This window comes from Bradyrhizobium sp. cf659, assembly GCF_900113725.1.
GTDB lineage: Bacteria > Pseudomonadota > Alphaproteobacteria > Rhizobiales > Xanthobacteraceae > Bradyrhizobium.
The window spans coordinates 1,656,658-1,669,584 of the sequence record NZ_FOQJ01000001.1; the positions used below are offsets into that span (position 1 = coordinate 1,656,658).

9 protein-coding genes are annotated in these 12,927 nt (G+C 60.1%); 3 read left to right on the forward strand and 6 right to left on the reverse strand.

The features are described from left to right. Positions 1-35: 35 nt before the first annotated feature. From BM118_RS08050 to BM118_RS08070, 5 genes are all read right to left on the reverse strand, one after another. Positions 36-986, reverse strand: coding sequence for a glycosyltransferase family 2 protein (locus tag BM118_RS08050; RefSeq protein WP_177234095.1), 951 nt, complete (start codon positions 984-986; stop codon positions 36-38). Positions 987-1,026: 40 nt separating this feature from the next. Beyond that, positions 1,027-2,517, reverse strand: a complete 1,491-nt coding sequence (locus BM118_RS08055; protein WP_143099447.1) for a hypothetical protein — start codon at positions 2,515-2,517, stop codon at positions 1,027-1,029. A 101-nt stretch (positions 2,518-2,618) separates the two neighbouring features. Next, the gene (locus tag BM118_RS08060) at positions 2,619-5,378 is read right to left on the reverse strand and encodes a hypothetical protein (protein WP_092183789.1); all 2,760 of its coding nucleotides are present in this window, start codon (positions 5,376-5,378) and stop codon (positions 2,619-2,621) included. A 3-nt stretch (positions 5,379-5,381) separates the two neighbouring features. Continuing rightward, positions 5,382-6,326 carry a glycosyltransferase gene (locus BM118_RS08065; RefSeq protein ID WP_092183791.1) on the reverse strand — a complete coding sequence of 315 codons (945 nt, stop codon included), beginning with the start codon at positions 6,324-6,326 and terminating at the stop codon, positions 5,382-5,384. An 80-nt stretch (positions 6,327-6,406) separates the two neighbouring features. Next, a complete protein-coding gene (locus BM118_RS08070; RefSeq protein WP_244550089.1) occupies positions 6,407-7,750 on the reverse strand; it encodes an O-antigen ligase family protein in 1,344 nt (447 codons plus the stop codon). A 246-nt stretch (positions 7,751-7,996) separates the two neighbouring features. Between BM118_RS08070 and BM118_RS08075 the strand changes: the two genes are divergently transcribed. From BM118_RS08075 to BM118_RS08085, 3 genes are all read left to right on the forward strand, one after another. Next, positions 7,997-9,253 carry a glycosyltransferase gene (locus tag BM118_RS08075; protein ID WP_177234096.1) on the forward strand — a complete coding sequence of 419 codons (1,257 nt, stop codon included), beginning with the start codon at positions 7,997-7,999 and terminating at the stop codon, positions 9,251-9,253. A gap of 415 nt (positions 9,254-9,668) precedes the next feature. Beyond that, a complete protein-coding gene (locus BM118_RS08080; RefSeq protein ID WP_283806358.1) occupies positions 9,669-10,052 on the forward strand; it encodes an SxtJ family membrane protein in 384 nt (127 codons plus the stop codon). Between the two features lie 74 nt (positions 10,053-10,126). Then, the gene (locus BM118_RS08085) at positions 10,127-11,956 is read left to right on the forward strand and encodes a carbamoyltransferase family protein (protein WP_092183797.1); all 1,830 of its coding nucleotides are present in this window, start codon (positions 10,127-10,129) and stop codon (positions 11,954-11,956) included. An 81-nt stretch (positions 11,957-12,037) separates the two neighbouring features. On the opposite strand, the gene BM118_RS08090 is transcribed toward BM118_RS08085, so the two are convergent. After that, positions 12,038-12,862 (reverse strand): dienelactone hydrolase family protein, encoded by an 825-nt coding sequence (locus tag BM118_RS08090; protein ID WP_092183799.1) that lies wholly within the window; start codon positions 12,860-12,862, stop codon positions 12,038-12,040. Between the last annotated feature and the right edge of the window lie 65 nt (positions 12,863-12,927).

Here is a 12,927-nt window from a genome sequence, read left to right on the forward strand (position 1 = left end):
CCGGCAGGTCGCGCGCACACAACCAGAATTCCACGCTAACTGCTGGTAGGGAATCCGAGCTTGACGCGCTCGGCGATATCGCCGGCCGGCTCAATTTCGGTCGGTGGCGCCTCAAATCGCCAAAACTTCGCAAGATGCAGCGTCGTCCGAGGGACCTGAAGAAATGACCGCCCGAGATAAAACAACACGCCGAACCATCGCTTTTGGTTCGAGCAACACGCCGCACGTTCAATATTCATATACGCCCTGAACCGACGTGCCAGCTTTCCAGAGAGACGATCCGGGCTCTGCTTGGTAAGATACTTCAGGCTCAAGCGCGCGACCGCCCGCGTCAAATGAACCTCGGCAAAATGAGACTCGAAGCCGATCAACGCGGCCGGCTTCTTCCAAACTTTCAGGGCCCCTCCTCGAAGCGCCAACCGCAAGAACCAGTCCAAATCCTCGAGACGACGCAATTCAATATCGTAGGGACCGATCGAATCGAACGCCTCCTTGCGCACCAGGAGCGTCGAGCCAGGTGCGAACCAGCAACCGCTTGCGAAGTCCAAGGGATCCGAACTTTCGCGGGGTATGCGCGTTTCCAGCCGCTTCGTGATCGAGCTTTCCAGGATGAAGCCTGCGGCGTGGACCGCCAGCGGATTCCGATCGATGGCGAAACCAGCCTCCGCGACTTCCAGCCGGGGCGCCAATGTCCCCGGAAGCCAATAATCGTCGGAGTCGAGGAATGCGATCCAATCCGCGCCGGCCGAGGCAATACCGGTATTTCTCGCCGAGCTCGCACCTAGATTTTCGGGATGGCGGACAAGCTTTATTGATTCATTCGGGCGAAGGTCCGCCGGAATTTGGAATGGCGGGTCCGAGGCATCATCGACAATAATGATCTCGGCTTGCAAAACGGCCTGGGCCGCGGCGCTCCTCAACGCCCGCTCTCCAAGCTCTTGCCGATTCCTGATCGGAATAACGATGGTCAGTCTTGGCTTGGCCACACGCGCGCATCCACATTGAACGCCATCGAGCTTCGAGTTATCATTTTGCCCGCTGAAATGCGCGACGGCTGGGATTTGCCGGATCCCGCAGCGCCAAAATCTTACTCATTGCCTCGCGGCTCGATCTGATCAGTGGCAGCACGTCGGAGAACACAGCCTGCAATCGCTGGTCGGCCATACGCCTGTCGTACTCCTTGACCGCCTCCTGATAGAACCAGATATCGTCCTTCATCAAGCTTCCCAAACCGTCCCGCTCCTCCGCCGTCAGCGCCGTCTTCAGCGGAAGCCCGGTCAAATCCTGGATTTCACTCGTGACATTGGCCGGAGCGATCGCCAATATCTTTGCGCGGCCGAGCAGGTATCCGGTCAGTGCCGCAAACTCATCGAAGCGTTCGCTCAATCCGTAGAAGCTGACCTTTGTCAGCAGATTGGCGAGACATTCCTGCACCGGCGCATTGCCGGTACGAGCGAATACTCCTTTGCCGGTCTCATCGAAGAAGCTGTATTGCGGGCCGATCGCGTCGAGCATTCTGGACGAATATTCCACGAAGGACATGCCCTTGTTGACCACCTCGTCATGCCAAGGATTGGCAGGCCTGCGCAGCGTGAAATTGTAGTTGGACAGCATACGTTCAACGGGATCGCGCAACACCGATACGATCATGTGCGGCATCCAAAGCCGGCGGAACATTGGCTGATCGAGGCGCATATGCCCCGTCATCAAGTAAGCATCACGCGGCGGCGGCGCGGCATATCCTTCGAACCAGCGATCCTCTCGCACGGTGGCAAAAAACTCGTTGGTATTCATATCAAGCGGCACCGGAATAAAGCCCAACTGCCGGAACAGGGCATTGACGGTGTTGCCTGCAGCCTTCGGAATGTGAACGTTGAATACCAAGTCCAATCCGAGGCTCTCCACCTCCCGATTCAACAACTGCTCAAAGTTATAGGGCCTGACGGCGGGGCGCGAGGGCTGGTCGCTCCGACTTCCCTCCACGGCATTGACAACGGCAGCCGGCGTGCTCGCCGGCGCCGCCGTCATCTGGCGGACGATGTCGTTGAGCGCCGCAAGCTGCATCTGCTGCGCGGTGATCGTCGAATTCAACGCCCCGAGCTGAAGCTGCTGTCCGTGGAGAGCGGCCTCCAGGTTCAGGCGGTGCGCTGGAGGCAGATGCTGCGAGACCTCGGCCAATCCCGCGCGGTATTTTTCGCCATCGGCGATCAACCGGTTGACCTGCGCGATCAGTGCATCGATCTTGGCTTGTATGGATTGAGTCGCGTCAGGCGTGGCCGGCTGAGCTTGCTGTGCGATCAGTTCATCGATCTTTTCGTGCTCGGTCTGAATAAGCGATTCGATCTGTGCGTGCTCCGCACTCAGTTGCCCCCGATGAGCTTCGAGCGCATTGAGCCCGGCCTCGAGCGCATTGAGCGCAGCCTGCTGCTTCGCAATCGCATCTTCCACATTCAACAGTCGCAGCATCACGCGCCGTACGGCCGGAACCTTCATCAGGAGTCGAACGCCACGCCCCATCTAGCCGCTCCTCACAACGTCACAGGCTTGATCCTGAGCGACCACCGCCCGCAGAGCAATCCCCGCGCCTCCGAAACCACCTGAAAATCGATGCACACCGATCATTCACGCCGGACAGGCCCCCTGCCCAGCCGCGTCAGCCACATCCGCAACGAGGAGATTCCCCATCTTCGTGGCCGCGGACGTGCGTTCAAGCCTTCGCCCTTGGACCATTTGCTGACCGCCGACCATTTTTGGGTACGCACCAGTGCTTGCTTGAAGTCGCCGCGCAATCCGAGGCGCACCGCCTTTTTGAGGTAGATCCAGCGCACATCACTCGGTGCGCGTAGCCAGATCTCTATCGCACGCAGGATGCTGGAAAACACCACGCGCTCCTGCCCGTAACCACTCTCGGCCAGCAAGCGGGCGATCTGATCGTCCGCCTGGGCCTTTGCAGACCTGAGGGACCACCACTTTCGCTTTCTCTCGGGGGAATTGCTGATCCGCGCGACTTCGATCATGCGCCGTTCAAGCTGCGTCAGATCTTGCACGGATTCCATGTCCCAGAGCGCCTCATCGATCCGATCCAGCAGCGTCTTGGGAAGCAGGGAGCGGTGGTTCCAGAGCAACCCGTACAGCGCGAGTTGATGCGCCTCGTCGTCGACGCGCAGTTTGTGGACGATGTTGGAAAGCTGGTGCCACCCCGCAAGCACCTCTCTCGCCGCCTGTCGCTCGCCGTTCTCCGCAAGGATCGGAACGATGGTATAGACATGCGTCAGCAGGATCGACGGATTGACGTTCGCGACCGCAATGAACGACTCGGCGAGATCGGACGCCAGGCTTGCCGGAAGCTTCGGAACCTTCGCGGCAAGCCGAAGCAGCGTGTCGAAGTGGAGACGCAACATCGGCAGCCCATGCGGATAGAGCTCCGTGCCACGCCGCAACCACGCGACGCCGCCCTCATTGTCGTTGCGCTTGAGCCTCGCCCAGCCGACGTAGCCATAACAGGCGGCGATGATCATGTCGCGCGTGCTGTAAGGCAGCTGCTTTCGATCACGAAGCTCCGGTGTATTTTCCAGCACCAGCTCGCTGGTCGCAACGTCGGCATATTCATAGCAGGGAAACACCTCGTCATTGCCATGCAACGTATAGGCAAACGCGACGTCCGCGCCGCGCGGATCGAAGATGAGCTCCTCGCCCCGATCGATGATATCAAGGAACTTCTTTTCGGTCGCTCGAAAATCCGCGCCGGGCCTGAAGAAGCTCCAATGCGCCTCGTTGAACCGCAGTAACAACGAGTTCGGAAAGCGCGCCAACCCTTCCCTGAAATATTGATCGGCGCGCGCTGCCCATTTCCCGGCGCTCCTGTTTTCGTGGAACGTGAAGACCGCCTGGGCATGCAAATGGGCGGCGTTATTGTAATCGATCTCGTCGGACAGATCGTCCGGCCCCACCTTCCCGCCGAAATCTGCAATCTGCTCGCGGATGTGATCGGTACCGAAACATCCGCAATCGACCGCCGGCGTCAGCCATACCAGCCTCCGCTGGCGCTGCCGTTTGGGGACCGGCGTCGCGTAGGGCCAAACCAATCCCATGAACAGCGCATACTTCAGCAGCCGCTGATAGCTTTCCTCACGCGGCTCGCGATGGATTGCGAAGCGCTCGTTCACTACCGGTACGACGGTCGCAAATTCGTAATCCGGATGGCCGGCCGCGCAGCGATCCAGATGACCCGCAATATCAGCCGTCATGGTCTCCGCGCGAAACGAATAGCAGCCGGGCGCGATCTCGTCGTAGAACGATCCTTCCGGAAACAGCAGAAACGCACCGTTGGAAAGCGCATCCCGCCATCGCGGCGACGGCGAGCCGGCGTAACGATTGACGATGGGGAGGAATTTCGCGTGCGAGACGACCTCGAAATATTCCTTCTCCGGCATATGCCCTTCGATCACCTTGACCTTGTAACGCGGAGCCAGGCTGGAAAGGTTGAACAGGAACCGGGGCTTTTCGGAATGGAATGGCGCCAGCGCGGAGCCGGTGAAGATGATATCGACGAGCTTTTCGCGATGTGGCGATGCCTCGGGAAACGGCGTCGCTATCGGGTGCAGCAGCATATTGGCCGCACAGTAGAGACCCGGCGTCCCCTGGCTCAGTTCAAAATGTTCCTGTGAGCAGTTGCAGATCGCGACATCGTAAAGCGCATAATTGTCGGCGTTGCGATATTGGAAGGCATCGGAGTCGTGACACCAGATCACCTTCGGAACGGTGACCTTGTGGAAGTCCTTTGCCACCAGCCATTGCGGGCTCAATGAAAAGATTAGGTCCGGCCGCTCGCCCTCAGGCAGGTCGTCGATGAATTCGCTGAACGAGTCCGTCGGTGAATAATCGTAGGCATTGCTGGCAAGCTGACTTCCGACGTACTTGACCGTGATCGAACCATATTTGTAGACCGGAGCAACGAAGGTCTCCGAATAATGCTCCGGAAATACAGACAGGATCGCGCCGGGCACGAAGATGGTCACATCGTCGCGCTTGATCAAGGTCCGGAAGGCGGTCGCTGCCGGCATGAACTCCGCGCCGCCGACCTTCGCCAATTCCGCGTCCGCTTCCGCATCCCGCTTCAGCGACCAGAACGCGAGCGCCCTGCACAGCCGCGCGCGATCGCCGACGGCGGTCAGGCCATCGAGCAGCGCCAAGCCCTGCTCAAGCAGGCCGCCCAGAATCAGCGCACACCCCCGCAGCTCTGAATCCGCGGGCGCCATCTGCGCAACGTTCAGGAAATCGCCACGCGCGAATGCGGTGTCCGCCGAACCATACGCATGGCGGATGTCTTCAGCGGTGAATCGGAACGAAAATTCGGGGGCGATCTTTCGGGAGTTCATGCCTCACTTCGTTTCGGTCAGGCGGAGGCGGTCGATCGCCTTCGCGTTGTAGAGCCTGTGCCGGAGCCGTCGCGCCTCCACGATGCTCAAGGCGCGAAAAATCCACAAGGGGTCGGCCAATTCTTCGCGAAAAAATGCCTGTGTCGCCTCCTTCCAATGCCGGGCGCGGCACTGATAGACCATGAGCCTTACCATCTCGCGCGCCCGCCAGTTGTGCAGGAAGCGCCGGACCTCGTCGGAGATGTCCGTACGGTCCAGCCATTGGTCGGCGATACGCACATGCTCCTCCAGATAGGGCGGCGTAAAGCCCTTGCGAAAATGCATGGTGCGCGAGTCATCGTGCATTCTCATTTCGGACACGACAACATTGAGCGAACCTTCCCGCACTCCCGCAATGGTCGCCCGCAACAGGAATTCGCGGTCACTGCTTTCCGAAAACATCGGATCGAAATTGCCGATCTGGGAAAATACCGAGCGATGACAGAACCGCGCCGACAACAGAGGCATATCATCGCAGATGTTCTCGAGCGACAACCGGGTCATTTCCTCGCCAACCATCCGGCGCACGACGACTTCCTCGCCGTCGGGGAGCGTGCAGAACATCTGCGCGCCACCGGTCCAGATTTTCACGTCAGGACGAGCGGCTGCCTCGCTTGCCAATCGGGAAAGCACGCCCGGACGAATTCGGTCGTCGCTATGAACAAGCAGAATGAAATCGCCGGTCGACGCTTGGACACCGAGAGCCGCGGCCGCCGTGGCGCCGGCCCCGCGTCCGCCGACGAATCTGATGTGCGGATATTTCTGCGCCAGGCGCCGGGTGAAGCTCTCGGTGCCGTCGTGGACGACAATATGCTCGAGTTCGTAAGGCCCCTGATGCTCGACGCTGCCAATAGCTTCATCGACATAGTCCGACGAATCAATGGTCAACGTAATAATTGACACTCTCATTTAGCTTCCGCGACCAGAACCTGCCCTTTTAGGTTGCCGAACCAGGGCTCCTGCCCTCATTAAACGAACCGCGATCGGTTTCAAAGCCGTGAATGGCCGGACGCATCGGCACAAACCGTACGCGCGTTGTCAGCCGGCAAGCCCTGAAATTCTCCGCCGCATCGCTGCGCTCGAAGGCTCATGCCCCCCGCAATTCCCACGCCCAGCACGTACATCCACCCTTCGACAAAATCGAACAGGTGAGCATTGAAAAGCGAGCTCACCAGATTTTGGACGACGACCAGAAGTCCGATCCAGTTCGCCAGGCCCTGGCCGCGGAATAGCAGCAGATGCGCGACCCACATCGCATACAGCGCCGCTATTCCGACAATGCCCCATTGGACCGCCACGTTGAGTGTCTGATTGTGCGGGTTCTTGGTGATCTCGGCGGCAAGCCCGGATTGCCCGACCGCAGCCTGCTCGAACAAATGCCGGATCGAGCCGGTTCCATGACCGATGAGCGGCGCATCCGCAAAGAAGCCGAGCGACTTTTGCCAGTATTCGAGCCTCCTGCCGGTCGATGCGGCAATGTTTTGCTGATAGTCGCGATATTCAAGCGCAAACGCTGCGATCCGGCCCTGCAAATAGGGCGACGTGAACCACACCGTGGCGGCCAGCACGACAAGACCCGCGAACAGCAGCGCCGTCGCCCGACGATCAAGGTGCTTGAAGGCCAGCACGACCAGCAGCGCCGGGACATAAATCAGCGCCGCGCGTGCCGAGACCACGAACGCCATATTGGCCAAGAAGCCCAGCACCAAGGCCGCGCAGGCCAGCGCCGCCGCGTATCTGCCCTGCTTATAGAAAGTGAAAATGAACGGCGTCAGCGCCACCATGCACAGCGCGAATTCCTGACTCTGGTCGATATAGTTCTTCACGGGTACGCCGGGGCTCTTGCCTGGCGCCAACGCCAGTTCCGGTGCGAACCACACGACCCAGGATAGCCCCATCAGAATCGCGCAGGAGACCAGAAACCCGACGAAAACCCAGGCACTGCGCTGCCAGCGCGCGAAATGGTAGAGCAGGAGCGGAAGGGCCAGCAGCTTGGCGACAGGACTGATACCTTGAAGCCGCTGTTGCCACGGAACATCCGCCCACAGCGTTCCAACCAGCGCGAGTGCGACCAAGGCGAGCGGCCACAAGCATATCGGATTTGCGAGCAGGCGCAGGAACGCGCGGCGATCGAAGGTCGGAAGCAGCGGGACCAGCGAGAGCAGCCAGAATCCAAACAATATCGCGACGGCGCTCGTGGACCAGGGCAAGGCCACCGCCGCGAGAACCACGAGCAGATTGGCCTCAAGAGGCACTGCGGCCGGGCTGAACTTGGAAGCAGCAAGGGCGGCCCAGTTGGAAACCATTGACGTGCGACGCATGGCCTCAGTCATGTTCGACCGCTGGGCAGGCTTCCAAGGTCCGAGGCGGCACCGGTTCCATAGGGCTGGCCGGCAGCGCTTTCGGCGACCGATTGAATTTCTCCCTCATAACAACCGTATGCTGGATGCGACCAAAAATCCGTTTCCTGGGGACCTTCGATCAGGCTGGGTACGTCATTTTTTCAGTGAATGCGATATTTGGGTAGCGGTTTGTTTAGGAACCGTCCACCCTTCAAGGGGAAGGCCTCGAAAGGCAACATGATCCAGAGCAGGCAAATGGACGGGCGGAATTCCGAGCGTCAGGGAAACTTGATCCCAGAATTCGAGGGCCCCCAATATTGCGGAACCGGATATCGGGTCCTCGTGATTTGCAACGATGGCGCCTACTTTCTTCGCCATCGGCTGTTGGTCGTCACCCATCTCGCGTCCATCGGTGTCGACGTAACGGTTATCGCTGGCGGCGATCTAATTCCTGCAGAGAGCATTCGGGGCTGGAAATATATCCATGTGCCGATCGAGCGCTTCCGATTCGATCCATTTGGCGATGCGGCGCTGATGATTCGGACGGCGCGGACGATCCATGCGTTCAAGCCGCATGCCGTGCATCTCGTAACGCTCAAGCCCGCCATTTTTTCCGGATTTGTGTCGATCGTCTCGCGTCTTCTCCATGGGTACCCGAAACAAGTTCTGATCACGCTTCCAGGTTTGGGCCGGATGATGTCGCCGAAGGCCCCCGGCCAACGGCGCTACCCGGTCGCAAGCACGCTTACGCTTCTGGCATTTCGAATGTTGTCGCGACGGAACTACGTACACTTCACTTTCGAGACAAGGCACGATTGCGAATTCTGGGCGGACAGGGGCATTGCCAACGACAGGAACTCATCACTCATCGACGGCGCTGGCGTGGACCCCGATCTGTTTTATCCGCTGGAAACCCCACGATGCAGTCGCACAACAAAGGTCCTGTTTGCTTCCCGGCTCTTGAAGTCGAAAGGCTTGAGCACTTTTCTGAAGGTGGCGCATGACCTGGCACATCGTAGCGACGTGGAGTTCGTCGTCGCCGGCGTTCCGGACGATCACGATCCCGACGCGATACCGCACCGCGATCTCGAACGAATGACGGAAATCCGTTTCCTCGGCCACGTCACGGATATGCCGAACCTGCTCCGGCAATGCGACATCGTTTGCCTGCCGACAACGTATGGCGAGGGAATCCCCCGCATCCTGATCGAGGCCGCAGCAACCGGCCTGGCGTCGATCGCCTCCAGCCACCCCGGATGCCGTGAGGCGGTCGAAGATGGCGTTACCGGGCAAATCCTGTCGGCGACGTCGGACGCCGAAATGAGGCGGGAGCTATCTGATGCCATCGTCGGATATCTCGAACGTCCCGACCTGCTGAAGAAGCACAAGCAGGCGGCCTATCGACACTTCCAGTCACGGCAGTTCGACCAGGCTGCGGTTGCCGACCGCTTCACAAAACTCCTGGGCGTGCCTGCCGCGCCGTCGTCGGAGTGATCGAGACAGTCGCCAACCGCGGGGGATGGGGCCCGGGCGGGGCCTTTTCTTGAAAAACAACCCCATGCACAGTAGACGGCCCCAGTTAAATCAATGGCTTAGCGGAACCAAAAAAGGCGACTGTGGCGCACCGTCGGCAGTTCCAATGCACCAAGCTCTCGGGGCGCCGTGCCTACTGAATATGGTATCATAGCACCTCACGCGCTCAACCCAATTGGCGCGAAGGCCGCTGCAGCCGGATTGACTCGGCTCGCGGTCCAGTGGCATGCACGTCATGCACAATCAGAAACGTTTGAAGCGAAGCCGAGCCAAACGATATGACTGCCACTACGCACCGCGATTTTTTGGCTTCTGATGCGGGCTCGGACTAAGGGTGGAGCAGAACACTCACGAGCTTTTCTCCCGAGAGGAGCAAGTGGTTGTTGGCTCCGACCGGACTTTTGGATGGGTGATGGCCGCCGCGCTCGCGCTCGTCACCCTCATCAACGGCTGGCATTCTGGCCGTCTGTGGCCATGGACGTTAGCCCTTGCCGCGGTGTTTGCGGTCATTGCCGCAATCCGTCCCGCCGCACTGCACCCACTGAATCGTGCCTGGACGAAGCTTGGTCTGCTTCTGCACAAGATTGCCAACCCCATCGTGATGGGGCTGATCTTCTACGGTACGATCCTGCCAACCGGCCTCGTCATGCGCTGGAGCGGCAAGGATCCGCTGCGGCTGAAGCGTGACGCTAGCACCGAGAGCTATTGGATTCGCCGCACGCCCGGCCCTGCGCCCGAAACCATGCGAGATCAGTTCTGATGATCGATATGCTCCCCGAAATCCGGCGCTTCCTTCGCGCGGCTGCGCCACCTATCAACACGCTGCCTTGAGACATGCGCGTTCTCGGCATCTCGGCCTTCTATCACGACAGCGCGGCGGCTCTGATTGAAGACGGCCGCGTCATTGCTGCGGCGCAAGAGGAACGCTTCACCCGAAAAAAGCACGACGCAGAGTTTCCGCACCATGCCATCGCGTACTGTCTGGAGATGGCAGGCGCGAGGCTTTCCGACATCGATCAGGTCGCCTTCTACGACAAGCCGTTCCTCAAGTTCGAGCGGCTGCTCGAGACCTATGTCGCCCTCGCGCCGCACGGTTTCCGCTCCTTCCAGATGGCCCTGCCGCTCTGGCTGAAGGAGAAACTGTTCCAGAAGAGCCTGCTGCAGAAACATCTCGCCAAATTCGATGCTGACTTTCCCATCGACAGGCTCCTGTTCACCGAGCACCATCTGAGCCACGCGGCAAGTGCGTTTTTCCCATCCCCATTCGAGAAGGCGGCCGTGCTCACGATGGACGGCGTCGGTGAATGGGCGACCACCTCGGCGGCGATGGGAGATGGCAACCGTCTCGAGATATTCCAGGAGATTCACTTTCCTCACTCGCTCGGTCTGCTGTACTCCGCCTTCACGTACTACACCGGCTTCAAGGTCAATTCCGGCGAATACAAGCTGATGGGGCTTGCGCCCTATGGCGAGCCGAAATACGCGCAGCTCATCCTCGATTCACTGATCGATCTGAAGGCGGACGGCTCGTTTCGCCTCGACATGTCGTATTTCGATTATTGCACCGGGCTGACGATGACCAATGACCGGTTCGCCAAACTGTTTGGGCAGCCGGTGCGTTCGCCGAACGAACTGCTCACGTCGTTCCAAATGGATATCGCAGCCTCCATCCAGGCAGTCCTGGAGGAGGCGGTACTTCGCTTGACCCGCAGCCTTGCGGCTCAAACCGGCGCACGCAATCTGTGTCTTGCGGGCGGCGTTGCGCTCAATTGCGTCGCCAATGGCAAGGTGTTGCATGACGGCAGATTCGATTCGATCTGGATTCAGCCGGCCGCCGGTGACGCCGGCGGTGCAGTTGGGGCCGCACTCGCCGCCTACCATCAGTTCAGACAACAACCGCGCCAAGCCGTGGCCGGCGACGGCATGTCCGGCGCTTTTCTGGGACCTGAATTCTCGCAAGAGGTGATCGAGCAGCGGCTGCGCGCCGCCGGCGGCCGCTTCGACGTACTCAGCGAAGATGCAATGATCGAGACGACAGCGGCGGCCCTGGCCGACCAGCTCGCGGTCGGCTGGTTTCAGGGCAGGATGGAATTCGGCCCGCGCTCGCTCGGCGCACGCTCGATCCTGGGCGATCCGCGGTCGCCCTCAATGCAGAAGAACCTCAATCTCAAGGTGAAGTTTCGCGAGAGCTTCCGGCCGTTTGCGCCGGCCGTCACGCGCGAGGACGTTGCGGATTGGTTCGAGCTCGATGGCGACAGTCCGTACATGCTTCTGGTTGCCGGCGTCAGGAGCGACCGGCGTCACATGATGAGCGCGGACGAGCAAGCATTGTTCGGCATCGACAAGCTCAACGTGGTGCGCTCGACGATCCCCGCCGTGACGCATGTCGACTATTCCGCTCGAATTCAAACGGTGAGCGCCGACACCAATTTGCGCTTCCATCGCTTGCTGTCTCGGTTCAAGGCGCTCACCGGATGCCCGGTGCTGGTCAACACCAGCTTCAACGTTCGCGGCGAACCGATCGTCTGCACACCGGAGGATGCCTTCCGCTGTTTCATGGGTAACGAGCTCGACATGCTGGTGGTCGGCAACTGCATACTGAGAAAAGAACAGCAGGATCCCGCACTCAAGCGTGACTACAGTGCAGCCTTCACGCCTGACTGAACTTACGGCATGGCAGCGTGCCACGCCTCGGCGAAGCCGTAGGACTCACCAGTCCTCCGACCAATTCCTCCCTGCTCTCAATCACGATGCGGGTTTCAGGCGCTTCCGGAAGAATGCGAGAATCTCGTCCCGGGCAGCGAGCGTTGGCTGCCCCACCTCATCGACAAGATGAACTGTTACGACACTGTGGGGCGTCTTCACGAACTGCTCGAAGAACGGCGGCTTGGGTCCGGTATTCGCGGCCGTGTCGGGCAAGACGCGACCAATGAAGCGGTCGCCGAGCGCGGCCTGGTAGGCCGCAAACCGTTCGGCGCGGCAGAATGAATCGCCCGCAAACCGGTAGGCAAGGACAGTCAGATCTTCTCGTTCCAGCCGCGAACGGACTTGCGCCAGCTCCTCGGCGGAGCTCTCGATACCTGCGGGATTGTCCAACGGGAGCGACGGCTGGGAGACGACAGGGGCCAGCAGCACCGGCTCCAGCATCATGTTCAGCGCGAAGTTGCCGGTAAAGCACATGCCGATAGCGCCGACGCCCGGCCCGCCGCTCTCGTCATGGGCCAGCCTGGCGAGCGCCCGCAACCAGTTGGACACGGGGCTCGATGATCCGCCGCCAAGTGCGCGGAATTCCGCGCTGACGCACGCCCGCCGAAAGACGCCGACAGCGGTCTCGGCGTCGGGAACATCGCCATCCTTTCCAAACAGCGAAGGCATGTAGACCCGAAAGGCGGCATCGCGAACCCAGCGAGCGAAACGCGCGACGTGAGGGCTGATACCCGGCATCTCGGTCATGACGATGACGGCCGGTCCCTCGCCCGCAACGTAGACCGGTTTTGTCGTCCCCTCCAACGTGAGGACCCGCTGGTCGAAATCCGATAGATCGTCAGGCTTCAGCAGCGCATCGCTCATGTTGTCCTCCGGAAAAGGTTGCACAGACGGTATTTCCCGGGCATTTATTTCGACAAGTGTCAAAA